Genomic DNA, 24,079 nt, shown 5'->3' on the forward strand with positions numbered 1-24,079 from the left:
CCGCGCCGGGCGTCACTTCGCGGTGCAGTTGAACATCCAACGCACGCCGAATTGGTCCGTGAGCGTGCCCCAGTAGGCGCCCCAGAACATCTCTTGCAGGGCCATTTCCACTTTGCCGCCAGCAGCGAGCGCAGCGAAGAGGCGGTCGGTCTCTGCCCGCGTGTCTGGTTCGAGATTGATGTAGACGTTGTTGCCGAGGTTCACGGTGAAGCCCATCGAGGTCGGCGCGTCGGAGCCCATGAGCACATGGCCGCCGATGGTCGGCAGCGCGACGTGCATCACGAGACGCTGGTCGGCATCCGCGAGCGCGGGAGCTCCCGGGCACGGTGGCCCGTCGGTGAAGCGCATGATGGGGGCGGCGAATTCGGTCCGAAAAACCGACTTGTAGAACGTGAACGCCGCTTCGGTTTCGCGGGCGAAGTTGAGGTAGGTGGTGACGCGAGCCATGTTGATTGCGTGGTTGGTCGAGGAGGTTTCGGAGGGTGGAATGTCACCGCGTAGAACGGTGACCATTCATCGACGAACGACAAGCGGACGCGCGGACACCATTGGGGAAATTGCGACGAGCGTGTGCGCGACCACAAATGCGGCGAGAAACGAGGATGGAATCGATGGCGCGTGTCCGCTTAACTCTGCGCGGTCATGTCACTGTCGCGTGCCGCCGGGTTGCTCCTGGTCATTATCTATCTCGGTTTCGTGAGCCTCGGATTGCCCGATGGCACACTCGGCGTCGCGTGGCCGGCGGTTTATCCGGAGCTGCGCTTGCCGGTCGGTCTGGCGGGCGTGTTGATGCTTGTAGGGACGCTGCTCACGGCGACGTCTGGTTTCTCGAGCGGCTGGGTGGCGGCGCGATTCCGCACGGGGCCGGTGGTGCTGGTGAGTTGTGCGCTGACGAGCGGAGCGATGCTGCTGTTGTCGCAGGCGCACAGCGCAGCGATGCTGTTCATCGCGGTGATTCCGCTCGGTCTCGGGGCTGGCGCGGTCGACGCGGGACTCAACGGCTACGTCGCGCGGCACTACTCCGGGCGGCACATGAATTGGCTGCACGCATGCTGGGGCATCGGCGCGACGGCGGGGCCGTTGGTGATGGGACGGGCGCTGGCGACGGCGCATGGCTGGCGCGGAGGTTACCTGGCGATCGGCTCGATTCAGCTGGGGTTGGCGGCCTTATTTCTCGCCACCCTGAGGCTGTGGGAAAAGGTGCCGACTCACGCTGCGGTCGCGACGGCCGCGGCGGCGTCCGCAACGCCGACACGAACCGCCGCCTCTTTCGAGGGCTGGTTGTCGGCGGTGATTTTTGCGCTCTACACCGGGGCCGAACTGAGCATCGGCCTGTGGGCCGGCACGATCTTGGTGGTGGACCGCGGCTTCGCGCCGGAGCGGGCTGCGCTGTGGGTGGCGGGCTACTACGGTGCGATCACGGCAGGCCGAATCGGGATTGGCTTCGTGCACGGTCGCTGGACCAATCGCGCGATCGTGCGAGCGGGGACGCTGCTCGCGGGAGCAAGTGCGCTCGGATTTGCATTCGGAGGCTCAGGCCTTGTGGCTGTGGTGTCGCTCGCGTTGATCGGTCTGGGATTTGCGCCGGTTTATCCGGGGCTGATGCACGAGGTGCCGCGCCGCTTCGCGCCCGAGGCGGTGCAGACGGTGATTGGGCGGCAATCGGGCGCCGGCGCGCTCGGAGCCGCGGTGTTTCCTGCGCTCTCGGGGGCGATCGCGCAGGAAGCTTTGTCGGGTGTCATCGTGCTCGCGCTGGCGTTGATGCTCGCACTCGCGGTCGCGATCGGCTGGCTGGATCGGCGGACGTAGTTCGGCAGCGGGGCCCGCAAGCGATTCACGGATTGCGCCGCGCTGCTGCAGCTGTTGCCCTCTCGCGCATGTCGCCCACCCAGCAGGGGTCCTTTCGTCTGTTTCGCTTCCAAGGCATCGATGTGCACGTGCATTGGTCGTGGTTCATCATCGCGATCTATTCCGTTTCGCAGCGTGCGCCGGGCTATGTGTCGCCGGTCTGGGCGTTGCTCGAATACCTCGCGCTGTTCGTGACCGTGACATTGCATGAGTTCGGCCACGCGCTGGCGTGCCGGCAGGTCGGTGGCAGCGCGGACCAGATCGTGCTGTGGCCGCTGGGCGGCGTGGCCTACGTGGCGCCGCCGCAACGGGCGGGGGCGATGCTGTGGAGCATCGCGGCCGGGCCGCTGGTGAATGTGGTGCTGCTACCGGTGTTCATCGGCTTGGGCTGGGCGTGTCGCGGAACGGGACTGCTCGTGGACAATCCGGATCTCGCGCACTTCCTGAGCGCGCTGATCTGGATGGACGTGGGCTTGCTGATTTTCAACCTGCTGCCGGTCTATCCGCTCGATGGCGGCCAAATCCTACGCTCGCTGCTCTGGTATCCGCTCGGGCGCGCGCGCAGCCTGAAGGCGGCGACGATCGTGGGCTTGGTTGGTGGCGTAGCTTTGGCCGGCCTGGCGCTCTGGGATATGTCGATCTGGGAGGGCGTGTTGGCGTTCTACCTGTTGTCGCAGTGTTGGCGGAGCTTTCAGGCCGCGGGAGCGTTGAGAAAAATAGAACAGTTGCCGCGACGGTCGGGATTCCAGTGTCCTTCGTGTCACGCGTCGCCGCCGCGGGGCGAGTTTTGGGTCTGCCCGGCGTGCCAGCACGCCTATGACCCGTTTGCGGTCAACGCGGTGTGTCCGCACTGCCAGACATCGCTCGACGTGATCACTTGTCCCGATTGCCATCAGGCCCGACCGCTGCGTTCGTGGGACAGTTCGATCGTCGACGCCTGACGGCGCCCGGCGAAAAAAAAGAACCCAGCCGAGCGGCTGGGTTCGAGAAGGTGACGTTCCGCGCGCGTCGAGATCAGAGTTGCGCGAGGATGTCGTTGAAGGTCTTCGACGGGCGGAGCGCGGCGGAGGCCTTCGCGTCGTCGGGTTGGTAGTAGCCGCCGATGTCGGCGGGCTTGCCTTGGACGGCGACGAGTTCCTTCACGATCGTCTGCTCCTGCGCGGCGAGTTCCGCGTAGATCGGGACGAAGAGACGGTGCAGTTCCTCGTCGGTGTGTTGGCTGGCGAGCGCCTCGGCCCAGTAGAGCGCGAGGTAGAAGTGGCTGCCGCGGTTGTCGATCGTGCCGAGTTTGCGGCCGGGCGACTTGTCGTTCTCGAGGAACTTGCCGTTGGCGGCGTCGAGTGTTTCGGCGAGGACCTTGGCCTTCTTGTGCGAGGCGACGATGCTCAGGTGCTCGAACGAAGCAGCGAGGGCGAAGAACTCGCCGAGGGAGTCCCAGCGCAGGTAATTTTCCTGCTGGAACTGCTCGACGTGTTTCGGCGCGGAGCCGCCGGCGCCGGTCTCGAAGAGGCCGCCGCCGTTCATCAGCGGGACGATCGAGAGCATCTTGGCGCTCGTGCCGACCTCGAGGATGGGGAACAGGTCGGTCAGGTAATCGCGAAGAACGTTGCCGGTGACGCTGATCGTATCGAGGCCCTTGACGATGCGCTCGAGGGAGAACTTGCACGCTTCGGCGGGCGGGAGGATGCGGAGATCGAGGCCGGTCGTGTCGTGGTTCTTCAGGTATTTCTCAACCTTGGCGATGATCTGGGCGTCGTGCGCGCGGGCTTTATCGAGCCAGAACACGGCCGGCGTGTTGCTGAGGCGGGCGCGCGTGACGGCGAGCTTCACCCAGTCCTGCACCGGAGCGTCCTTGGTCTGACAGGCACGCCAGATGTCACCTTCGGCGACGACGTGTGAAAGCAGCTCCTTGCCGGTTTCGTCGACGACGCGGATCGTGCCGGCGGCGGGTGCGACGAAGGTCTTGTTGTGGGAGCCGTATTCCTCGGCGGCTTGGGCCATGAGGCCGACGTTCGGAACGGAGCCCATCGTCTTCGGGTCGAGGGCGCCGTTCTTCTTGCAGAAGTCGATCGTGGCGGCGTAGACACCGGCATAGGCGCTGTCGGGGATGACGCAGAGCGCGTCGGCGAGTTTGCCGGCGCGGTCATACATCTTGCCGCCGGCGCGGATCATCGCGGGCATGGAGGCGTCGATGATGACGTCGGACGGGACGTGGAGATTGGTGATGCCTTGGTCGGAGTTGACCATGGCGACCTGCGGGCCGGCGGCGTAGGCGGCGGCGATGTCGACCTCGATGGCGGCCTTCTTGTCGGCGGGGAGCTTGGCGAGTTTTTCGACGAGGTCGCCGAAGCCGTTGTTCAGGTCGACGCCGAGTTCGGCGAAGGTCGCGGCGTGTTTCGCGAGGAGGTCCTTGAAGAACACGCGAACGCAGTGGCCGAAGAGGACGGGGTCGGAGACCTTCATCATCGTGGCCTTGAGGTGGAGCGAGAAGAGCACGCCGTCGGTCTTGGCCTTGGCGATCTGCTGTTCGTAGAACGCCACGAGCGCGGCCTTGCGCATGACGGTGCCGTCGATGATTTCGCCAGCCTTGAGTGCGAGCTTCGGAAGAAGAGCCTTCACCGCGCCGTCAGTGCCGACGAACTCGATGCGCGCGGTCGTGGCGGTGGCGAGAGTGACGGACTTCTCGTTGGCGAAGAAATCGTCCTGGCCCATCGTGACGACGGAGGTCTTCGAGTCCGGCGACCACTTACCCATGGAGTGCGGGTGTTTCTTCGCGTAATCCTTCACGGCCTTCGGCGCGCGGCGATCGGAGTTGCCTTCGCGCAGGACCGGATTGACGGCGGAGCCCTTCACCTTGTCGTAGCGCGCCTTGATGTCCTTTTCGGCGTCGGTCTTGGGCACTTCGGGGTAATCGGGAACCTTGTAGCCGTGGGCTTGGAGTTCGGCGATGGCCTCTTTGAGTTGCGGGACGGAGGCGGAGATGTTCGGGAGCTTGATGATGTTGGCCTCGGGCTTGAGCGTGAGCGCGCCGAGCTCGGCGAGGTAGTCGGGCTGACGCTGCGCCTCGGTCAGGAACTCCGGAAACACGGAAATGATGCGGCCGGCGACCGAGATGTCGCGCGTCTCGATGGCGATGTCGGCGTGTTTGGTGAACGCCTGCACGATCGGCAGGAGCGAGTAGGTGGCGAGCGCAGGCGCTTCGTCGGTCTTCGTGTAGATGATGGTCGGCTTCGAGGCGGACATGGTGGTGGAGAGAAGGACCGCCACGGTAGGCCGGCCGGCGCGAACCGGTCAAAGGCAAACCCCGGGCATACGGTGCTCAGAGGCGGCCGTGATAGTTTTCACGGCCGCGCGATAAGTGCGGCTGTTGCGCGAGCGGAGCGGCAAGCGAAGGAGGGCGGGGGCTTCGCGTGCGCCGACACGGGGCAAAACAAAAGGCCCGCGCGGTGGGGCACGGGCCTTGAAAGGCGGAGGACGATGAGCGCGAAGGCGGTTGGCGGCGCGCTCAGTTGATGTTCTCGCCGCGTTTGAGTTTTTCGATGTTCGTGGCGATGGCGGCGGCGTTGACGGTGTCGCCGGCGGGCACCTGCTTCTGCGCCTTGAGCAGCGCCTCGAGTGCGGCGGGGTAGTTGCCGACGGCGCTGTAGCCGCGCGCGAGGCCGTAGTTCACCGGCCAGACGTCGGGGAAGCGCTGGGCGTTATACTTGAACACTTCCAGCGCGCGCTCGAACTGCTTCGCGCCGATGAGGCGGCGGCCGTATTGATGGATCAGGGGCGCGGTGCCGAGCGGCAGGGCTTGGTCCATGGCCGCGGCGGCCTCGGCGGTGCGGCCGAGCTTCTCCAGCACAATCGCTTTCTGCGAGAGCCCGGCGAAGGAAACCTGGCCGGTGCGCGGATCGACCGCGTGGTTGGCCCACTCGAGAGCGAGGTTCAGATCGAGATTGTTTTGGACGAGGTAGTTCGAGGCGGCGCTCCAGGCGCGGTCGTCGAAGCCGTTGCTGCCGGTCAGTTCGCGTTTGAGCGAGGCGACGACGACGGCGTCGGTGTCGACCGTCACGGGAATCGCGATGCGCTTCTTCTCCCAAAGCAACGAGAGCACGGCGCTGTTCTTCGTCACGTCGGTGAATTCGTAGGTGAGGAGTTCGTGGGGCGCGGCGTTGTCTTCCAGTTTGCTCGGAACACGGAGCGCATCGTGGGCCGGATCGTAGAAGAAGCTGCCCCACGCTTCGTGGTCGTGGGAGAAGATCACCGTCACGCCGCCGTCGGCGGCGAGGATCATGTGCAGACCGTAGGCGCCCGCGGGGAGCGGTTGGCCGGCGACACGCACATCGTGTTGGAAGGTGACCGTCGTGTTGATGTCGGCGCCCGCACGCCACGGCGCCGCGTGGCTGGTGCCGAAGCCGAGATCGGCGACGCCGTAGGGAACGAGTTTGCCCCAGACTTCGCGCTTGTTCACGGCGGGGCGGCCGTAGTCGACGCTGATGCGGGTGATGCCGACGGTTTGGGCAACGCTGGCGCGCGGACTGGCCGCGGGGAGGGTGAGATTTTGCGCGAGGACGGGGGCGACGAGCGCGAGGCCGAGTGAGAGGAGGCGGGTTTTCATCGGTTTTGGGGGATGCGCGAGTGTGCGGGTTGCCGATCGGAGAACATCGGGAAAACGACCAACCGCGAGGGAAACGCGTCAGGAGCGCCGAACGGCGCGAAGTGTCGTCCCGCGCGCGTCAGTCCGCCTCCGGTGGCGTCCCGATGGGAGCGACGGAGGCGAAGCGCAGCACGGGTGCGGCGGCGGCGCGGGATTCGGCGAGCGAGAGCGTGAAGGTCGCTTCCCAATCGTTGGCGCCTTCGGCGTCGATGAGCACTTGGACGATGGTCCACGTGCCGTCGTCGCGCTCGTCGAGGTGCGTGTTGAGCGCGGAGCGACCTTCGGGATCGAGGCGGAAGCGGCGGCGGGCGTCGAAGTAGGCGAGGAAGGCTTTCTCGATGTGGCGGGATTCGGCGAGGCGCGCCGCATCCGGGGTTGCGCCGACGGGGAGGTCGGGTTCGGCGAGCCGCGCGGCGGCGGCTTCCCAGTCACGCGACGCGACGTCCTGCAGGAAGCCGAGAACATCGATGCGCACCGCGCGGCGGAACGCGGCGGCGTCGCGCGTGACGTCGAACGACGCAGGACGCGCGGGCTTGTCGGTGGCGTCGGCGGCGACGAACTCGGGGTTGCGGAGGCGCTCCCATTCTTCGAGCAGGGACGAGTCGATGCCGCGGATGAGTTCGCGGAAGTAGTCCTCCATCTCGACCACCGGCTCGGTCTTGAAGGACTCGGGCACGGTCTGCGAGAGGACCTTGAAGGTCTGCATCAGGTGGCGCAGCAGCAGGCCCTCGCCGCGCTCGAGGCCGTAGTCGCGGATGTAGTCGGCGAAAGACAGGTAGCGCTCGAACATCTCGCGCGCGATCGACTTCGGGCGAACGTTCTCCTGCTCGACCCAGGGGTGCGCGGCGGCGAAGGCGTTGAAGGTGTCGTAGAGGAACTCGCGCTTCGGCTTCGGGTGCTCGGTGATTTCCTCGAGTTGCGCCATGCGCTCGTCGTAGGGCACGCCGGCGGCTTTGAGCTCGTTGAGCTTTTCGGTCTTAAGGCGGTCGACCTGTTTGCGGAGAATCTGATCGGGATCTTCGACGATGGCTTCGCAGAGCGTGAGCACGTCGAAAGGATAGTCGGCGCTCGCGCGGTCGAGCTGCGGCAGCGTGTCGATGAGGTAGAGCGAGAGCGCTTGGTGGAGCGAAAAATCGTCCTGCAGCTCGACGTTGACGCGGACCTTGCGACCGGACGGCGGGCGCGCGTCGAGCGGGAGGATTTCGACGATCTTGCGATCCACGAGCGCGCGGAAGAGCTGCCAGGCGCGGCGACGCAGCGCGTTTTTCTTCGTCGGCGTTTCGTGGCAGTCGCGGATCAGGCGCTGCATGGCGCGGCAGCCATCGGTGTCGCGGCCGAGCATGAGCAGCAGCATACCGTGCGAAACGGAGAAACGTGACTGCAACTCCTCCGACGGCGCGGTCATGAGCCGCTCGAAGGTTTTCGCGTCCCAGCCGACGCTGCCCTCGGGCGCGGATTGCTTTACGAGTTTCTTTTTCTTCGCCGGGTCGGCGGCGGCTTTGGCCTCGGCCTGCTTGTTGGCGATGACGTGTTCCGGTGCCTGCACCACGACGTAGCCGGTGGTGTCGTAGCCCGCGCGGCCGGCGCGGCCGGCGACCTGACGGAAATCGCGCACGCTGAGGATGGCGGCCTTGTTGCCGTCGTATTTCCAGAGCTGGGTGAAGACGACGGTGCGGATCGGAACGTTGATGCCGACGCCGAGCGTGTCGGTGCCGCAGATGAGTTTGAGCAGGCCCTTTTGCGCGAGCTGTTCGACGAGGATGCGGTATTTCGGCAGCAGGCCGGCGTGGTGCACGCCGATGCCGTGGCGCAGCCAGCGTTTCATGTCGCGGCCGTAGGGACTGTTGAATTTCACGCGTTCCAACTCGGTGGCGAGCGCGGCCTTTTCCTCTTTCGTGCAGACGTTGAGGCTCATGAGCGCCTGCGCGGCTTCGCTCGCGGCGCGTTGCGTGAAATGCACGAGGTAGATCGGTGCGCGGTTCAGCGCGAGCAGGTCGGCGAGTTTGTCGGGCAACGGCGTCTCGGAATACTCGAAGCTCAACGGCACGGGCCGGCGATCGCTGCGCACGGTGAGCGACGGCGCGCCGGTGAGCTTGGTCATCTCCTTTTCGAAAAACTCGGTCGAACCGAGCGTCGCCGACATGAGGAGGAAACGCGCTTGCGGCAGCGTGAGCAGCGGCACCTGCCAGGCGTAGCCGCGCGCGACGTCCGAGTAGTAGTGAAACTCGTCCATGATCACCGCGCCGATCGGGGCGCGGTCACCGCGGGCGAGGGCGATGTTGGCGAGAATCTCGGCGGTGCAGCAGAGGACGGGCGCGTGAGGGTTCACCGAGGCGTCGCCGGTCATCATGCCGACGTTTTCCGGACCGAAGTCGCGGCAGAGCGAGAGGAACTTCTCGTTCACCAGCGCCTTGATCGGGCAGGTGTAGACGGATTGGCGGCCGGCGCAGAGCTCCTTGAAGTGGAGCGCGGCGGCAACGAGGGATTTGCCGGAACCGGTCGGCGTGTTGAGCACGACGTTCTGCCCGTCGAAGAGCGCGAGAATTGCCTCTTCCTGTTCCGGATAGAGGGAGATTCCGCGTGCCGTCATCGCCGCGAGGAAACCCTCCAGCACTGCGTCGGCCGATGGGCGGCCGGGCAGGGGAGCGAGCGGAGCGGGGAGCGGCGATGACATCGCGCGAGCACGACGCGTCCGCGCGGGGCTGACAAGCTAGGACCTCAGGGCGATGCGCCGCCGGTCACGCGTGCACCGGATCGGCCTTCGACTGGCGGGCCGAAGGCGCAGCGGCGCGCTTCAGGGCGGCGGGGATCTTGAGCTCGACCGGCTTCGGGATGTCGTCGAAGTCGGCCGTGACGACGTGACCGCTCACGACGCACTCGAGGTGGTTCACGATGCGGTGCAGCGAGTCGGCCTGGCTCTGCAATTCGACGGCGGCGCTCGCGCTCTCCTCGGCCGCCGCGGCATTCTGCTGCGTGACGGTTTCCATGGAGTCCATGGCCTTCTTGAGCTCCTGCATGTGCGAATCGCGCGTGTGCGAGGCCTGCACGATCTCGCTCATGAGGTCGTCGATCTGGTGCACCTTTTCGATGATGTCCGCCATGCGCGTGCTCACGGTCTCGGAAATGGCTTTGCCTTCGACTGACTTGGCGGTCGCGGCCGTGATCTTGGCGGCGGAATCCTTGGCGGCGGCGGCGCTGCGTTGCGCGAGATTGCGCACTTCCTCGGCGACGACGGCGAAACCCAGGCCGGCTTCTCCGGCGCGGGCGGCTTCGACCGCCGCATTCAAGGCGAGGATGTTGGTCTGAAAGGCGATCTCGTCCATGCTCTTGATGATGTCGCCAATGGCTTCGCTGGAGGCGCGAATTTCCTCCATCGCCTGCCCCATTGTCTTCAACTCGCCGCGTCCCTCGTCGGCGGATAGACGCGTCTCCTTGATCAAGGAGCTGCTCTTGCCGGTGCGGGTCGCGTTCTCGCGCGTCATGCCCGCGACGTGATCGAACGCGTCGTTGGAGGCGACCAGCGAGGACGATTGCTCGGAGGCACCCTCCGCCACGGACTGCGCGCTCGTCTGCAGCTGCCCGGCGGCGGCGGCGGTTTCGTGCGCGTTGGACTGGAGCTCGGCGGCGAGCGCGATCAGCGGTTTGACCACGGTGCGCTGAGTCGCGACGAAGAAGCCAAGCGAGACAACGAACGCCAGCAGGCCGCCGACGATCACGAGATTGCGGAGGCGGCGCACGTCGCGCGAGATCGTATCGAGCGACGACGACATCTCCGCCAGGTGTCGCGCGACGAATGGATCCAGCGCCTGCCCGAGCGCGGAGGCTTTCGCGTCGAAGCCCGCCATGGACTGGTTGCCCTCGGCTGGACCGCCCGCGACGTAGTGCCGCGCCATATTCTGGCCGACTTCGTAGTATTGGTCGAAAGCGGTGACGATGCGCTCGAGCTCTCGTTCGGATTCGGTCGCGCGGCTGGCGACGAAGATCGCGCGGCAAGCCTCGGCGCTTTCGCGGAAGCCCCGCGCGTGTTCGGCGGCTTCCTTGAAACCGTCGCCGAGGCCGTCCTGCGCGCGAGTGGCCGAAACATCGCTGAGAAACTGCTGCACTTGGATGGTGTGCAGCTGCATTTCCTTGGCTAGCAGGGCGAGCCTCAACGAACGCTCCCGACCGGCGGTCACGGCCGTCTCGACGCGGGTAGCGAAGATCGCCAACGCCGCGACGAGCGCGACGAGGATCAGGGCGGGGGAAAGGTTCGCTCCGACGAGTTTCGCACGTAGGGACAGGGTTGCCATAACTTGGGCCCTCGTAATCGACGCGCCGGGGCGGAGAGTTTAGCTGAATTTTTTGCCGCGCCTGCGGAGGAATTCGTCATCGCCAAGCGACTTGCAACTGCTTCGCTGCGCCGGTGAGTCGCGAAATGTGCTACCGCTGCTTTTGGCCGAAGGCGCTGTGTTGGTGCCCAACGCTGCGCGCGATGGCGACGCGGACGCGTTTCGTGTTTCTGATGCATCCTAAGGAGTTCAAGCAGGAGAAGGCTGCCACGGGCCGGCTCACGCGGCTATGTTTGGAAAACGCGGAGCTGCACATGGGCATCGAGTTCGATCGCGATGAGGCGGTGCAGGCGTTGATCGCGGACGAGGCGAACCTCTGCGTGCTCGTTTATCCGGGGCGCGAGGCGCTGAATCTCTCGACGGCGGACGCGGCGACGTTGGAGGCGTTTCGCGGGCAGCTTGGCGCGCGGCGACTGGTGGTGTTCCTGCTCGATGCGACGTGGGCCGGCGCGCGGAAAATGCTGCGACTGAGCCCGAGCCTGCAGCGGTTGCCGCGCGTGATGTTCACGCCCACGGCGCCGAGCCGCTACGTCATCAAGCAGCAACCACAGGAAGGCTGTCTCTCGACGCTCGAGGCGACGCACGAGCTATTGCTGGCGTTGGAGACCGCCGGGCTCGACGACTACGCGGACCGGGAGCAACTGCTCGCCGTGTTCGCGCGCATGCAGGATTATCAACTCAAGTGCGCAGCGGACCCGGAGCGGCCGGGTTACCGGCGTCGCGCCTACAGCGCACCGGAGGCGCGCATGGCAGCGCGCGGTCGGAGTGGAGAGCGGCGGCAGAATTTTCTCCGACGGCCGGCGGGCGAGGTATAGGAGAGCCGTCGCCGTGGTGGCCCGCTACCTCCGAGTGCGGGTCGAGCCTGTCCTCGGAGAGGCCGGGCTACCATGTGAGGAACGACTCAGAGCCTATCCTGATTTCTGCTGATGAGGCGGGCGCGGTGTCTTCACCGACGCCGGTCGTCACCGGGGACAGCGACGACCACGCTCCGTTTCGACGGCCAAGAAAAGATCCGGAAGGTTCTTAGCTGCCGCGCACGATCAGCTTCTGGCCGTTGTAGGTCACGCGGTCGCCAGGGGCGATTTTCTTGCCGCGCTGGGTCTCGGTGGAGTCGTTGACCAGCACCTGGCCGGCGGCGATCACTTGCTTGGCTTCGCCGCCTGTGTCGGCGAGGCCGGCGAACTTGAGCAGCTGCGCGAGCTCGATGTGGGCGCCGCGGATGAAGACGACGCGAGATTCGGATTCGGCGGACATGGTATGGTCAGCCGATCTTCAACAGCTCGACTTCGAACACGAGAGTGGCGTTGGGCGGGATGGCGCCGGGGAAGCCACGCGCGCCGTAGCCGAGATGCGGCGGGATGGTGAGCTTCACCTTGTCGCCGATCTTCATGGTGGCGACGCCTTGGTCCCAACCGCCGATGACCTGGCGCATGCCGAGGGCAAAGGTGAAAGGCTCGTCGCGGTCGCGCGAGCTGTCGAACTTCTGGCCGTTGGTCAGCCAGCCGGTGTAATGCACGGTGACGAGGTCGCCTTTCTGCGGCGCGGCACCGGTGCCGGCGGTGAGGACTTCGATCTGGAGGTCGGAGGAGGTCATTTGTCCGCGAACTTGGGCGATGGCGCGGCGGAGACAAGAAGCGACTTGCGCGGGCAGGACCGTAATACATAGTTTGACGCCATGATCAAACGCATCACCAAGGTCGGCAACTCGCAGGGCATCATGCTGGACGCGGCGCTCATGGACCTCGCGCGCTTGAAGGTCGGCGACGAAGTGAATGTGACCGTGCACGAGGGCGGGGCGATCTACCTGACGCCGGTGCGGCCGGTGGTGACGAAGGAGGAGGTCACCGCGGCGATCAAAGGCGTCATGAAGGACTACCAGCGCACGATGCGCCGCCTCGCATGAGCACGGAGCACGACGAGTGTTTCCATCTCACGATGGAGATCGTGTTGGAGATCCACGCGGCTGCGATTGCTGGCTTTGGCGGGTCGGACGGATTGCGTGAGCGCGCCTTGTTGGAGTCTGCGATTGCGGCACCACAGGCGACATTCGGCGGCGAGTCCGTCTATGTGGACGTGCCGGAGATGGCGGCGGCGTATCTGTTCTACCTCTGCCGAAACCATCCGTTTATCGACGGGAACAAGCGAGCGGCGCTCGGTGCATGTTTGGTGTTCCTGCGCTTGAACGGAATCGAACCGGCACCCGACGGGCCGGATTGGGAACAGCTCACGCTCGATGTCGCAGCGTCGAAGTTGGATCGCGACGCGACGACGGAGCGGCTGCGGACGTTGTTGCCCGGCGCGAAGCCCCGGAAAACCAAGGCGCGCGCGAAAACGAACAGATGAGTCGGTGGGGCCGTTCGCGACCGGAAGGTGGCGACGCGGAGCGGAGTCCGCGCTCCATTTCAGCCCAGCAGCGTAAGCACGATGCCGGCGAGCACGCCGAGGACCGCGGGAAGTTTTCGCAGACCGTTCTTCTCACCGAAGAACCAGAGTCCGCCAGCGAAGGCCACGAGCGTGCTGCCGCGGCGCAGGCTGGAGACGAGTGAAACGAGGGCGTCGGCATTGCGCAGCGCATCGAAGTAGAGAAAGTCCGCCGCGAGCAGGCCGAAGGAGACGAGCAGGATGCTCCAGCGCCAGTGAAACTCGTTGCGCGGCCAGAGCCGGAATTTCCACGCCAGCGTGAGCGGCAGGAAGAACGCCACGAGGTAGATCGCGAACCACGCCTGCACCGTGGCGGCGCTGAAGCCTTGGCGACCGAGTAGGAATTTGTCGTAGAGTCCACTCGATGCGCCGAGCAAGGTGCCGAGTGCGAGCCAGCCGATCCATTTGTTGCGGTGAAAATGGATGCCTTCACGCGCGCCGGCGAGCGCGAGGCCGACGAACGATGTCAGGGTGATCGCGACGCCGAGCAACTCGAGCCACGACGGGCGCTCGCCGAGCACGAGTAGGGCGCCGCACAACGTCCAGACCGGACCGGTGGCGCGGATCGGCGACGCAATGGAGACAGGCAGGTGCTTCACCGCGAAGTAGCCGCAGAGCCACGAGCAGCCGACGAGGAAGGATTTCGCGGCGAGTTGAAGGTGCTGGAATGCCGTGAGTGGCGTGACGTGCAGGATCGCGGGGAGGCCGCCACCGTTGCCGGCGCGGTCGATCGCGATGAGCGCGCACCAGACGGTAGCGCTGCATAGGTTGGCGAAGAAGAGGACCGGGAGCACCGCGTTGTCGCGCACGGCGTGCTTCGTCCCGAGGTCGTAGAGACCGAGGAAGAAAGCTGAGAGCAACGTGGCGGCGACCCAGGGGATCATTACGAGGCGCGCGCGAAGCGGTGGTGTTCGCCGCCGACGTCCCGGCGGCGACGAGGCGCGTGCACTGAGCGTGGCGCCGCCGGGGGCGTCGGCACCCACCCGCGCTGCCGCGCGAATTGCTCTGCGTTTTCTTGCGCCGCGTTCTGCTGTTCCGCGCTCACTTCTTTTTGTTCAGCGCGGCGCTGAACCAGTCGCTGTTGAGCGATTGCGTGGACTTCGGGAGCGGGGCGGGGCCGCGATTCATGCCGCCGCTGCCGCCGGGGCGCGGACCGTTGCCGCCGCCGGGGCGAGCGCCGGCCTGTTGCGGCGTGCGCGGGCCGAGCTGCGGGTTGCTGCGCATCGAGAGGGCGATGCGGTTGCGCGGGAGGTCCACCTCGGTAACGGTCACCATGACCTTCTGGCCGGGCTTCACGACCTCGGCGGGCTCCTTCACGAACGAATCCGCGAGCTGCGAGACGTGCACGAGTCCGTCCTGGTGCACGCCGACGTCCACGAACGCACCGAATGCGGTGACGTTGGTCACGATGCCGGGGAGTTTCATGCCGGGCTTCAAATCCTCGGGCTTGCTCACGCCTTCCTGGAAGCTGAACGCCTCGAACTTCTCGCGCGGGTCGCGGCCGGGTTTGGCGAGTTCGGCGAGGATGTCTTTCAACGTCGGCAGGCCGACGTCGGCGGTGACGTAGCTCTCGAGCTTGATGCGTTTGCGGAGTTTCTCGTCGCGCATGAGGTCGGCGACGGTCGCGCCGAGGTCGGTGGCCATTTTCTCGACGAGCGCGTAACGCTCCGGGTGCACCGCGCTGGCGTCGAGCGGGTGAGCGGCGTCGCGGATGCGGAGGAAGCCGGCGGCTTGCTCGAAGGCCTTCGGGCCGAGGCGCGGGACTTCGAGGAGGTCGGCGCGCGACTTGAAGGCGCCTTTCTCGTTGCGACGGGCGACGATGGCGGCGGCGGTGGCGGCGTTGAGGCCGGAGACGTAGGAAAGGAGTTGCTTCGAGGCGGTGTTCACCTCGACGCCGACGCCGTTCACGCAGGAGACGACGCGGTCGTCGAGGGAGCGTTTGAGCGCGGACTGGTCGACATCGTGCTGGTATTGGCCGACGCCGATGGATTTCGGGTCGAGCTTCACGAGTTCGGCGAGCGGGTCCATGAGCCGGCGGCCGATGGAGACGGCGCCGCGGACGGTGAGGTCGTGATCGGGAAACTCTTCGCGCGCGACTTCGCTGGCGGAGTAGATCGACGCGCCAGACTCATTGACCATCACGACGGGGATCGATGCGGGCAGACCGAGGGCGCGGACGAAGGCTTCGGTCTCGCGGCCGGCGGTGCCGTTGCCGATGGCGATGGCCTCGACTTTGAAGAAGTCGACGAAGCCCTTCAGCTTGTCCTTCGCTTCGGCGGGCGAGCGCTCCGGGTAGATGACGTCGTTGTGGAGCAGCTTGCCCTGACGGTCGAGGAGCACTGTCTTGCAGCCAGTGCGGAAACCGGGATCGATCGCCATCACCGCGCGCTGGCCGAGCGGCGCGGCGAGGAGGAGTTCGCGGAGGTTTTCGGCGAAGACCTTGATCGCGGCTTCGTCGGCGCGCTTCTTCGACTCGATGCGCATCTCGGTTTCCATCGCGGGGGCGAGGAGGCGCTTGAAGGCGTCTTGCGCAGCGAGGCGGACCTGCGCGGCGGCGGGCGAAGTGTTTTTGGCGAAGTGCAGCTCGACGACGGCCTGAGCGGCGAGCTCGTCGGGCAGCGTGATGCGCATGATGAGGAAGGACTCGTTCTCGCCGCGGCGCATCGCGAGGATGCGGTGCGAGGGCGCCTTGGCGAGCGGTTCGGACCAATCGAAGTAGTCCTTGAACTTCGCGCCTTCGGTTTCCTTGCCATACATGACCTTCGAGGAAACGACGGCCTGTTCGCGGAAAACGACGCGGAGCTTTTCGCGCACGGTGGCGTCGTCGCTCATGCGCTCGGCGAGGATGTCGCGCGCGCCGGCGAGGGCCTCGTCGGCGGTCTCGATCTTGCCCTTGGTGTTCTTGCCGTCGTCGAGCGTGTATTCGTGGCCGACGAGTGCGGTGGCGGCCGCAGCGATGTCGCTGGCGGGGTCCTGCGCCCAGATGAGTTCGGCGAGGGCTTCGAGGCCTTTCTCCTTCGCAATGGTGGCGCGGGTGCGCTTCTTCGGGCGGAAGGGCAGATAAATGTCTTCGAGCGCCGTGAGCGTTTCGGCGGCGCCGAGGGCGGATTTGAGGGCGTCGGTGAGGAGGTTGCGCTCGGTGAGCGAAGCGAGGATGGCGCCACGGCGGGCGTCCACGGCTTCCATGCGCTCTAGGCCGTCGCGGATGGCGGTGACCTGGACTTCGTCGAGTTCGCCGGTGACCTCCTTGCGGTAGCGCGAGATGAAGGGCACGGTCGCGCCGCCTTTGAGCAGTTCGGCGGTCGAGGCGACTTGATGCACCTTGAGTTTCAGTTCCTCCGCGAGGCGGAGCACATGGTCGGGATTGGGGAGAGCCGGAGTGGCGGACATGCGAATGAACCGTCGAGTTCAGCACCCGGAAAATCGCCAGCAAGGGGAAAGTCCTCGCCGCGCTATTTTGCTCGCGTGGCGTTGGCGCGCGAGGCAGGTCCGGCGATCGCGCGAAGGGCGAAACGCGGGGGCCGTTATCCGATGCGCGACGCCGCGATCAGAGGGCCGATTGGTGCAAGGTGGTGGGGGCTTACAGCTCCCGTTTTGACCGCCACGGAGCGACGGGAGCTGGAGGCTCCCGCTACTTTGCGAGCGACTCCACTTGCTCGGTCAGGTGACCGCGGCGATCTGATTCTCGGCGCGACGGCCGCCCACATCGAGCATCAGCGACTCGCCCTGGCGGCGGCCGAGAAGCTGGCGGCCGAGGGGAGATTGCGGCGTGACGACCATCACGGTCTCGCCTTCGACCTCGATCTCCGTGCCGCCGGCGCGCGGGCCGATGAAATAGCGGGAGCGGGCACCCTTGTTTTCGAGAACGACGAGCGCGCCGAGACCGATCGGGTCGGCGGCGGAGAAATCGCGGGGCGAGAGCGCGCGGAACTGGGCGAGGGCCAGCGCGGCTTCCTCGGCGGCCTTCGACTGGCCGTGGGCGAGGTAGGAGGCCTCGAGGCCGCGCGTGTCGTATTTGTCCTCGGCCTTGTTCTCGTCGTCGGTCGCCTCGGCGTGAGTGGCGAGGGCGGCTTTGGTCATCGCTTCGACTTCCGCCGAGAGATGCGCGATGAGTTGTTCAAGCAAGGCACGTTTGGTCATGCGTGGGGGTAAGCCGGGAATTTCACTCGCGGGCGGGGCCGCGTCGAGCGCGGATTGCGGCGGCAAGCTGATCGAGCCCTGCGCGGATGGGGCCGGCGAAACGCGGGTCGGCGGCAGGGTCGAAGCCGGCGGGGCGCTGTCCGCGGAGGTTTACTTCGATGGCGGCGTGCTCGCGGACGTCGGCAGAGATGGCGCGCAATACCTCAGCGAGGGCGGCGGGGGCGTAGGTCGAGAGCGGCGAGGCGTTCAGGAGGGCGACGGGTTTGCCCACGATCTCGGTGCTGCCGACGAGCCAGTCGAGCGCGTTCTTCAGGGAGCCGGGGATGCCGTGGGCGTATTCCGGCGTGCTGAAGAGCAGCCCGTCGGCGGTGCCGACGGCGGATTTCCAGCGCGCGACCGCCGCGTGCGGCTCCTCCTCGCGGTCGGGATTGAAGTGGGGCAGGTCGCCGATGCCGTCGAACAATTCGAGGGTGCAGTCGGGCGGGGCGAGACGGGCCGCGGCGCGGAGCAGAAGCGTGTTGGACGAGTCAGCGCGCAGGCTGCCCGAGACGGCGAGGATCTTCACTGGCAGATCAACGAGGCTCGTCGCCGTAGATCGCGACCACGGGCGCCTGGCCGGCGATGTGGTAGGCGCGATACATGCCCGCGGAGTTGAAGTCGGTCATGACGTTGCCGTGGGCGTCGAGGCCGATGACGCCGCCGTCGCCGCCGAGTCGGGCGACTTTGGCGAGGGTCGCGGCGGCGGCCGGGCGGAGGGCTTTGCCGGCGTATTCCATTTGCGCGGAGATGTCGTGTGCGACGTTGGCGCGGATGAAGAACTCGCCCCAGCCGGTGGAGCTGATGGCGCAGGTGGCGTTGTTGGCGTAGGTGCCGGCGCCGATGACAGGCACGTCGCCGACGCGGCCGAATTTCTTGTTGGTCATGCCGCCGGTCGAGGTGCCGGCGGCGAGGTTGCCGTGCCGGTCGAGGGCGACGCAGCCGACGGTGCCGTATTTCTGCTCCCGGATGAAATGCAGCTCGTCGCGCACGCCCGGCGAGGTGAGATCGAGCGGGACGGCGGCGGTGCCGTTGTCCTTCTTCAATTCGAGCTGCCGAGCGCGCTCGAGCTGCTTGCGGCGGAAGTCGGTCTGGAAATACTCGTTGGGCGTGTTCTCGTAGCCGAGCGACCAGGCGAATTTCTCCGCGCCTTCGCCGATGAGGAAGACGTGCTTGGATTTCTCCATGACGTCGCGCGCGAGATGGAGCGGGTTTTTGACGTGACGAATCCCGGCGACGGCGCCGGCCTGGAGGGTGGCGCCGTTCATGATCGAGGCGTCCATTTCGCAGAAGCCATCGGCGTTGAGCACGGCGCCTTTGCCGGCGTTGAAGAGCGGCGAGTCCTCCATGATCGTGACGGCCGCGATGACCGCGTCGAGCGACATGCCTCCGCGGTCGAGGACGGCATAGCCGGCGTCGAGGGCCTGCTGGAGCGTGGCGCGGTATTGCGCGTCGAGCTCGGGCGACATGGCGGAGCGTTCGATCACGCCCGCGCCGCCGTGGAGGACGAGGCCGTAGGGTTTCATGGACGGAGTGGGGGCGGGAGATTGCGCGTGGGCGAGCGAGACACCGGCGAGAGCGAAGGCAGCGAGGGAGGCGGGAAGCGAGACGAAGGATTTCATGGCGATTCGCGGCGCGGCGGTAGCTGCGCCCTCCAAAGTCACTTCGTCACCCCGAGGGCGCTCAGGAAGAACGCGTAGTCGCGCGCGGTGTCGTGCAGGGCGTCGTAACGGCCGGAAGCGCCGCCGTGTCCGGCACCGAAGTTGGTGTGGAGGAGCGTGGCGTTGCCTTTCGCGTGGTCGAGCGTGCGGAGCTTCGCGAGGTATTTGGCTCCTTCCCAATACGGGACCTGGCTGTCGTAGAACGAGACGTTGACGAGGACGTTCGGGTAGGAGGCGGGCTTGAGGTTGTCGTAGGGGCTGTAGGCGCGCATCCAGAGGTATTGTTCGCGGATGTTCGGGTTGCCCCACTCGACGTATTCCTCGGTGGTGAGCGGGAGCGACGCGTCGAGCATGGTGTTGAGGACGTCGACGAACGGCACGACGACAAGCGCGGCGCGGAAGAGGTCGGGCCGCTGATTGAGCACGGCGCCCATGAGGAGGCCGCCGGCGCTGCCGCCGGAGGTGACGAGTTGCTGCGGCGTGGTCCACTTCTCGTCGACGAGCCATTGCGCACAGTCCACGAAGTCGTTGAACGTGGTCATCTTCTTCTCCATGCGGCCGGCTTCGCGCCACTCCTCGCCGAGTTCGCCGCCGCCGCGGATGTGGGCGATGGCGAAAATGACGCCGCGATCGAGGAGGCTGAGGCGGTTGGCGCTGAAGGTGATCGGCATGCTGATGCCGTAGGAACCATAGCCGTAGAGCCAGAACGGCTGCGGCTTCGTGCGGTCGAGGTCGGCGCGGTAGACAATCGAGAGCGGCACTTTGACGCCGTCGCGCATGGTGGCCCAGACGCGCTCGGCGCGGTAGTGGCTCGGGTCGAAGCCGCCGAGCACCTCCTGCTGCTTCACGAGCGTGCGTTCGCCGGTGGCGAGGTTGGCGGCGAAAGTGGAGCGCGGGCGCAACATCGACTGGTATTCGAAGCGGAACTCGTCGGTGTTGTAATTCCAGTTGGAGGCGGGCGAGATTTCGTAGGCGGCCTCGGGCATCTCGAGGCGCGAGGATTTGCCGGTGGCGAAATTGAACGCGCGGAAATGCGGGAGACCGTTCTCGCGCTCCTCGATCACCATGTAGCGCGCGAAGGGCGTGAGCGTCTCGATCTTCACCGCGGCGTTGTGCGGGATGACGTCCTCGGTCTGTGCGCTGTGCGATTCGGGGGCGCGGACGACCTTGTAGTTCTTGGCGTCGCGATTGGTGACGAAGTAGAAATAGTCGCCGTGGTGCTCCGGGTAGACTTTCACGTTCTCGGTGCGTGGGAGGAGCGATTTGAAGGTGCCGGTGGCGGCGTCGGCGCGGAGCGCGAACGCCTCGGAAGTGACCTTGCTCTCGGCGGTGCTGAAGAGCCAGCGGCCGTCCTGCGATTTGGACACGTCGATGTTGAAGAGTTCGTCGTCTTCCGTGCGGAGCAACTCATGGCGCGCGGTGCTGAGCGTCCAACGGTGGAGTTTGTCGGAGCGTTTCGCCTCGTTTTCCGTGACGTAGTAGAGCACGTCGTGGCCGGCGCCCCATTCGAGATCGGAGACGAGGCCGATTTGCTGCGGGACGAGTTGCTTGGTGGCGAGGTCCATGACGAAGACCTCGTATTGGCGGTAGCCGGTCCAATCGACGGAGTAGGCGAGGCGCGCCCCGTCGTCGCTGACGCGGTAATGACCGACCGCGACGTAGGGTTTGCCTTCGCCGAGTTTGTTCAGGTCGAGGAGGACTTCTTCGGTCGCGCCGGCTTTGTCCGCGATGCGGCAGAAGATCGGATACTGCTTATCCTTTTCGGTGCGGGTGTAGTAGAGCCAGCCGAGGTAGGGGACCTTGGCGCCGGTGTCGTCCTCCTTGATGCGGCTGCGCATTTCCTTGAAGAGCGCGGCGCGCAGCTCCTTGGCCGGCGCGAGCACGGATTCGGTGTAGGCGTTTTCCTGTTCGAGGTAGGTTTTGACCTCGGGGTTCTCCTTCTCACGCAGCCAGAAGTAGTCGTCGATGCGCTTGTCCTCGTGGACGGTCACGTCCTTCGGCTTCTTCGCGGCGACGGGCGCCTTGGGCGTGGCGAGGTCGAACTGGGCAGACAGCGGAGCGGCGAGCATAAGGGACAGGACGAGGAGGGTGGGGACTTTCATGCGTGGAGAAAAATCGGGGCGAGGGCACGCCGACTCAACGGGCGGCGCCGGAGGGCTTGGGCAATTGGATGCGGTTGGCCAGCTCGACGAGTCGGCTGCGCAGGATCTCATTCTCCTGTTCGGGCGTCTTCTGGAAGGCGGAGCGTTGCGTGACGCGCTCGGCGAGTTCGGCGGTGAGAATGAAAATGTTGTTGTTCTGGACGAAGAGCAGCGTGCCGCGTTTGGCGACGGCGGGGCCGTTCACCGGGCCTTCGAGCACGCTGGAGCGCGCCTCGAAGGCGGAGCCACCGGGCAGCAGCGAGAAGACGAACAACGCGCCGTCGCGCAGTTGCGGGCTGTAGAGGCTCGCCTCGTTGGTCGAGCCCGGGAAGCGCTGGGCGAAGTCCGGGAAGACGAACTCCTTGAAGAAATACTCCAGGTAGTCGCGGATGCCGCGCGTCTCGAGTTCCCACTTGTTCGACAGATCGAGCGGGAAGCAGGCGATGCTGACGTGCGTGCTCACGGGATCGTCGAAGGTGACGACGTTCTCGGTGTCGCGGATCTGGCCGCCCAGCTCGGGCAAGACCGGGATGGTCATGCGGAACCGGGCGCCCGGCGCGACGTAGGTCGTGCCCTTGACCTCGCCGTAGAGAGTGGGCGGTGGCGTCGCTACTTGGGCGCGTGCGGCCGCGAAGGCGAGCAGGCCGAAGCAAAAGGCGGCGAGGCGGCGGATGCACGGGGGAAAAACCACGAGGTGGCAGAATGTGCGGGCACGGAGCGGAATTTCAAGCGCAGGCATGAAGGTTGGGATTCGGTTGGATCGCCGCGCACGAGACGCACGGGCGAAGACGATCCTCGGCCTTAGACGCCCAGACGTTGCCAGAGTGCCACGGGAATCTGCTCCGGACGCGCGCGGGGATCGAGGCCGGCTTCCGGCAGATGGGCGAGCCACGCCGCGCCGCCATCGGGCAACTTGCCGCGCAGGAGCGAGCCGATTTGCTTCCGCCGCTGCTGAAAGCACTCACGAATGAGGCGCTTCACCGTCGGAGCGAAGATGAACGGCTCCGGCCGGCGCGCGAGATTGAGCAGGTAGGACTCGACGTCGGGGGCCGGATAAAAGCAGGTCGCGGGGACCTTGTGTCCGGGGTCGGCGGCGAACGCGGACTGGATGAAGATCGAGATCGCCCCGAACTGCTTTGTGCCGGGCTGCGCGACGTAGCGCTGGGCCGCCTCCTGCTGGAGCATGAGCACCATGCGCTGAGGCAACGGCCCGCCGAGGACGGCATCCATCCACGGCGTGGAGATGGCGTAGGGGAGATTGGCGACGATCTTGAAGTTCGCCGCACGCTCGGGCGGCAAGCCGGCGATCGGGTGCGCGACCGCGTCCTCCTCGATCAGGTGCAGCTTGCCGGGATGCTCGACGGCGAGCGTGCCGCGCAGGTGCGCGGCCATGGTGGCATCCTTTTCCACGGCGAAGACCTCCGCGCCGGCGGCGAGCAGCGCCGAGGTGAGCGTGCCGAGGCCGGGTCCGACCTCGACCACGGTGTCGCCGGGCGCGACGGCGCCGAGTTCGACGGATTTGCGGACGATGTTGCCGTCGATGAGATAATTCTGTCCGAGGAAACGCTTCGGCGAGTGGCCGAGGCGGGCGAGCAATTCGCGGGTGCCGGTGAGCGTGAGCGGCATGCCTCAGCTCTGGCGACCTTCGTCGATGGCCCAGAACTCGAACATCGTCCGGATGTCGGCGCGGCCGGCGAGTCCGGCCTCGGCCTTTTGCTTCTCCAGGTTCGGCGTCGCGGCGTCGTTCCAACCGCGCTTGGAGACGAAGTCGTTCCAGATCACGATCAGGTCGTCGTTGAGCGGACGGCCCTGCTTGATGCACCAGGCGAGGGCGGCGGCGTCGGAGGCGCCGGTGAGGACGAACTGCGACAGCGCGGCGTAATCGACGCCGAGGAAACTGCAGAGCCGGGCGTCCATGCCTTTACCGAGGTTCGGCACGAAGTCGGCGCGCAACTCGCCGCGCGCGTGCTTGCGGATCTTGTCGGCCATGCGGCCGAAGTAGTAGAGGCCGCCGACGGCGACGCGTGGGTCGGAGGGAAACTGCGGGGTGTTCATGCGGTGGAAAATTCGTGGATCAGCACGGCCGGGTCGTCGGCGCGCATCAGCGCCTCGCCCACGAGCACGGCCTGGGCGCCGGCGGCGCGGACGCGACCGGCATCGCGCGCCGTGAAGATGCCGCTCTCGCTGACGGCGATGGTTTCCTTCGGAAACTGCGGGATGAGCCGCTCCGAGAGCGCGAGGTCACACTTGAAGATCGCGAGGTCGCGGTTGTTCACGCCGATGACGGTCGCGCCGTGGTTCACGGCACGTTCGAGATCCTTTTCATCGTGGATCTCGAAAAGCGCACTCATGCCCGCGGCCTTCGCACCGGCGTGGAGCTGGGAAATCTCGGAGTCGTCGAGGGCGCGGACGATGATGAGGATCGCGCTCGCGCCGGCTTCGCGCGCCTGCAGCACCTGCACGGGGTGGACCATGAAGTCCTTGCGCAGGCAGGGCAGGGCGGGGGGCTGCGTTTGGAAAAACTGCGTGACCTCCTCGAGGTCGGCCATACGTCCGCCGAAAAACTTCTCGTCGGTGAGCACGGAGAGCGCGCTGGCACGGGCGGCCTGGTAGCGCTTGGCCTGATCGATCGCCTTGGTGCCTTCGCTGATCGCGCCGGCGGAGGGCGAGCGGCGCTTGATCTCGGCGATGACGGCCAGTTTCCCGTCGGCGCGGCGCAGGGCGTTCGCGAAGGACGGCACCGGCGGCAGGGCGCCGTTGAGGCGGGCGAGCTCCTCCTCGAAAACCGGCCGGAGGAGCGGCGCGATCTCGCGCCGTTTGTGCGCCATGATTTCGGCGAGTTTGTCCATGCAGAGAGAAGCG

22 protein-coding genes are annotated in these 24,079 nt (G+C 66.3%); 5 read left to right on the plus strand and 17 right to left on the minus strand.

The window, feature by feature from the left end; translation table 11 throughout:
* Positions 1–12: 12 nt before the first annotated feature.
* Positions 13–447 (minus strand): VOC family protein, encoded by a 435-nt coding sequence (locus KF715_01375; GenBank protein MBX3735314.1) that lies wholly within the window; start codon positions 445–447, stop codon positions 13–15.
* 195 nt (positions 448–642) lie between these two features.
* Here KF715_01375 and KF715_01380 point away from each other — a divergent pair, with 195 nt between their 5' ends.
* Complete coding sequence (locus tag KF715_01380; GenBank protein MBX3735315.1) at positions 643–1,809, plus strand: MFS transporter; 1,167 nt, start codon at positions 643–645, stop codon at positions 1,807–1,809.
* 68 nt (positions 1,810–1,877) lie between these two features.
* Complete coding sequence (locus KF715_01385) at positions 1,878–2,789, plus strand: M50 family metallopeptidase (protein ID MBX3735316.1); 912 nt, start codon at positions 1,878–1,880, stop codon at positions 2,787–2,789.
* Positions 2,790–2,862: 73 nt separating this feature from the next.
* Here KF715_01385 and KF715_01390 read toward each other — a convergent pair whose 3' ends face one another.
* The 4 genes from KF715_01390 to KF715_01405 form a co-directional block, all read right to left on the minus strand.
* Positions 2,863–5,091, minus strand: a complete 2,229-nt coding sequence (locus KF715_01390) for an NADP-dependent isocitrate dehydrogenase (GenBank protein ID MBX3735317.1) — start codon at positions 5,089–5,091, stop codon at positions 2,863–2,865.
* Between the two features lie 262 nt (positions 5,092–5,353).
* Positions 5,354–6,451, minus strand: a complete 1,098-nt coding sequence (locus tag KF715_01395; GenBank protein MBX3735318.1) for a DUF2911 domain-containing protein — start codon at positions 6,449–6,451, stop codon at positions 5,354–5,356.
* A 118-nt stretch (positions 6,452–6,569) separates the two neighbouring features.
* Entirely contained in the window at positions 6,570–9,164 is a 2,595-nt protein-coding gene (locus tag KF715_01400; protein ID MBX3735319.1) for a DUF3516 domain-containing protein, read from the minus strand.
* A 64-nt stretch (positions 9,165–9,228) separates the two neighbouring features.
* Positions 9,229–10,779: a hypothetical protein gene (locus KF715_01405; protein MBX3735320.1), complete on the minus strand. Its 1,551-nt coding sequence runs from the start codon at positions 10,777–10,779 to the stop codon at positions 9,229–9,231.
* 113 nt (positions 10,780–10,892) lie between these two features.
* Between KF715_01405 and KF715_01410 the strand changes: the two genes are divergently transcribed.
* Positions 10,893–11,633 (plus strand): DTW domain-containing protein, encoded by a 741-nt coding sequence (locus KF715_01410; protein MBX3735321.1) that lies wholly within the window; start codon positions 10,893–10,895, stop codon positions 11,631–11,633.
* 208 nt (positions 11,634–11,841) lie between these two features.
* On the opposite strand, the gene KF715_01415 is transcribed toward KF715_01410, so the two are convergent.
* Both KF715_01415 and KF715_01420 read right to left on the minus strand, forming a co-directional pair.
* Entirely contained in the window at positions 11,842–12,072 is a 231-nt protein-coding gene (locus KF715_01415) for an RNA-binding S4 domain-containing protein (protein ID MBX3735322.1), read from the minus strand.
* A gap of 7 nt (positions 12,073–12,079) precedes the next feature.
* A complete protein-coding gene (locus KF715_01420) occupies positions 12,080–12,412 on the minus strand; it encodes an FKBP-type peptidyl-prolyl cis-trans isomerase (protein ID MBX3735323.1) in 333 nt (110 codons plus the stop codon).
* Positions 12,413–12,493: 81 nt separating this feature from the next.
* On the opposite strand from KF715_01420, the gene KF715_01425 reads away from it, so the two are divergent.
* The gene (locus KF715_01425; GenBank protein MBX3735324.1) at positions 12,494–12,721 is read left to right on the plus strand and encodes a hypothetical protein; all 228 of its coding nucleotides are present in this window, start codon (positions 12,494–12,496) and stop codon (positions 12,719–12,721) included.
* Complete coding sequence (locus KF715_01430; protein ID MBX3735325.1) at positions 12,718–13,161, plus strand: type II toxin-antitoxin system death-on-curing family toxin; 444 nt, start codon at positions 12,718–12,720, stop codon at positions 13,159–13,161. Before KF715_01425 ends, KF715_01430 begins: the two co-directional genes overlap by 4 nt.
* 59 nt (positions 13,162–13,220) lie before the next feature.
* Here the strand turns inward: KF715_01430 and KF715_01435 are convergent, their stop codons facing one another.
* The 10 genes from KF715_01435 to trpC form a co-directional block, all read right to left on the minus strand.
* Positions 13,221–14,123 (minus strand): EamA family transporter, encoded by a 903-nt coding sequence (locus KF715_01435; protein ID MBX3735326.1) that lies wholly within the window; start codon positions 14,121–14,123, stop codon positions 13,221–13,223.
* Between the two features lie 157 nt (positions 14,124–14,280).
* Positions 14,281–16,629 (minus strand): RNA-binding transcriptional accessory protein, encoded by a 2,349-nt coding sequence (locus tag KF715_01440; protein MBX3735327.1) that lies wholly within the window; start codon positions 16,627–16,629, stop codon positions 14,281–14,283.
* 270 nt (positions 16,630–16,899) lie between these two features.
* Positions 16,900–17,379: a GreA/GreB family elongation factor gene (locus tag KF715_01445; GenBank protein MBX3735328.1), complete on the minus strand. Its 480-nt coding sequence runs from the start codon at positions 17,377–17,379 to the stop codon at positions 16,900–16,902.
* A 22-nt stretch (positions 17,380–17,401) separates the two neighbouring features.
* Positions 17,402–17,944 carry an NAD(P)H-dependent oxidoreductase gene (locus tag KF715_01450; protein MBX3735329.1) on the minus strand — a complete coding sequence of 181 codons (543 nt, stop codon included), beginning with the start codon at positions 17,942–17,944 and terminating at the stop codon, positions 17,402–17,404.
* 7 nt (positions 17,945–17,951) lie between these two features.
* Entirely contained in the window at positions 17,952–19,037 is a 1,086-nt protein-coding gene (locus tag KF715_01455) for an isoaspartyl peptidase/L-asparaginase (protein MBX3735330.1), read from the minus strand.
* A gap of 38 nt (positions 19,038–19,075) precedes the next feature.
* Complete coding sequence (locus KF715_01460) at positions 19,076–21,178, minus strand: S9 family peptidase (GenBank protein ID MBX3735331.1); 2,103 nt, start codon at positions 21,176–21,178, stop codon at positions 19,076–19,078.
* A 34-nt stretch (positions 21,179–21,212) separates the two neighbouring features.
* Positions 21,213–21,956: a hypothetical protein gene (locus KF715_01465; GenBank protein ID MBX3735332.1), complete on the minus strand. Its 744-nt coding sequence runs from the start codon at positions 21,954–21,956 to the stop codon at positions 21,213–21,215.
* A gap of 62 nt (positions 21,957–22,018) precedes the next feature.
* Positions 22,019–22,843, minus strand: coding sequence for a ribosomal RNA small subunit methyltransferase A (gene rsmA / locus KF715_01470; protein MBX3735333.1), 825 nt, complete (start codon positions 22,841–22,843; stop codon positions 22,019–22,021).
* Positions 22,844–22,846: 3 nt separating this feature from the next.
* Positions 22,847–23,272 (minus strand): DUF5069 domain-containing protein, encoded by a 426-nt coding sequence (locus tag KF715_01475; protein MBX3735334.1) that lies wholly within the window; start codon positions 23,270–23,272, stop codon positions 22,847–22,849.
* Entirely contained in the window at positions 23,269–24,066 is a 798-nt protein-coding gene (trpC, locus tag KF715_01480; protein ID MBX3735335.1) for an indole-3-glycerol phosphate synthase TrpC, read from the minus strand. The genes KF715_01475 and trpC overlap by 4 nt, the downstream gene beginning before the upstream one ends.
* Between the last annotated feature and the right edge of the window lie 13 nt (positions 24,067–24,079).

Origin of the sequence: Candidatus Didemnitutus sp., from assembly GCA_019634575.1 — a bacterium.
Classification (GTDB): Bacteria; Verrucomicrobiota; Verrucomicrobiia; order Opitutales; family Opitutaceae; genus Didemnitutus.

Excerpts from the sequence above, each read along its gene's own strand:
- KF715_01375 (MBX3735314.1), bottom strand. The coding sequence starts at position 447 with ATGGCTCGCGTCACCACCTACCTCAACTTCGCCCGCGAAACCGAAGCG.
- KF715_01380 (MBX3735315.1), top strand. The coding sequence starts at position 643 with ATGTCACTGTCGCGTGCCGCCGGGTTGCTCCTGGTCATTATCTATCTC.
- KF715_01385 (MBX3735316.1), top strand. The coding sequence starts at position 1,878 with ATGTCGCCCACCCAGCAGGGGTCCTTTCGTCTGTTTCGCTTCCAAGGC.
- KF715_01390 (MBX3735317.1), bottom strand. The coding sequence starts at position 5,091 with ATGTCCGCCTCGAAGCCGACCATCATCTACACGAAGACCGACGAAGCG.
- KF715_01395 (MBX3735318.1), bottom strand. The coding sequence starts at position 6,451 with ATGAAAACCCGCCTCCTCTCACTCGGCCTCGCGCTCGTCGCCCCCGTC.
- KF715_01400 (MBX3735319.1), bottom strand. The coding sequence starts at position 9,164 with ATGTCATCGCCGCTCCCCGCTCCGCTCGCTCCCCTGCCCGGCCGCCCA.
- KF715_01405 (MBX3735320.1), bottom strand. The coding sequence starts at position 10,779 with ATGGCAACCCTGTCCCTACGTGCGAAACTCGTCGGAGCGAACCTTTCC.
- KF715_01415 (MBX3735322.1), bottom strand. The coding sequence starts at position 12,072 with ATGTCCGCCGAATCCGAATCTCGCGTCGTCTTCATCCGCGGCGCCCAC.
- KF715_01420 (MBX3735323.1), bottom strand. The coding sequence starts at position 12,412 with ATGACCTCCTCCGACCTCCAGATCGAAGTCCTCACCGCCGGCACCGGT.
- KF715_01425 (MBX3735324.1), top strand. The coding sequence starts at position 12,494 with ATGATCAAACGCATCACCAAGGTCGGCAACTCGCAGGGCATCATGCTG.
- KF715_01430 (MBX3735325.1), top strand. The coding sequence starts at position 12,718 with ATGAGCACGGAGCACGACGAGTGTTTCCATCTCACGATGGAGATCGTG.
- KF715_01435 (MBX3735326.1), bottom strand. The coding sequence starts at position 14,123 with ATGATCCCCTGGGTCGCCGCCACGTTGCTCTCAGCTTTCTTCCTCGGT.
- KF715_01440 (MBX3735327.1), bottom strand. The coding sequence starts at position 16,629 with ATGTCCGCCACTCCGGCTCTCCCCAATCCCGACCATGTGCTCCGCCTC.
- KF715_01445 (MBX3735328.1), bottom strand. The coding sequence starts at position 17,379 with ATGACCAAACGTGCCTTGCTTGAACAACTCATCGCGCATCTCTCGGCG.
- KF715_01455 (MBX3735330.1), bottom strand. The coding sequence starts at position 19,037 with ATGAAATCCTTCGTCTCGCTTCCCGCCTCCCTCGCTGCCTTCGCTCTC.
- KF715_01460 (MBX3735331.1), bottom strand. The coding sequence starts at position 21,178 with ATGAAAGTCCCCACCCTCCTCGTCCTGTCCCTTATGCTCGCCGCTCCG.
- KF715_01465 (MBX3735332.1), bottom strand. The coding sequence starts at position 21,956 with ATGCCTGCGCTTGAAATTCCGCTCCGTGCCCGCACATTCTGCCACCTC.
- rsmA (MBX3735333.1), bottom strand. The coding sequence starts at position 22,843 with ATGCCGCTCACGCTCACCGGCACCCGCGAATTGCTCGCCCGCCTCGGC.
- KF715_01475 (MBX3735334.1), bottom strand. The coding sequence starts at position 23,272 with ATGAACACCCCGCAGTTTCCCTCCGACCCACGCGTCGCCGTCGGCGGC.
- trpC (MBX3735335.1), bottom strand. The coding sequence starts at position 24,066 with ATGGACAAACTCGCCGAAATCATGGCGCACAAACGGCGCGAGATCGCG.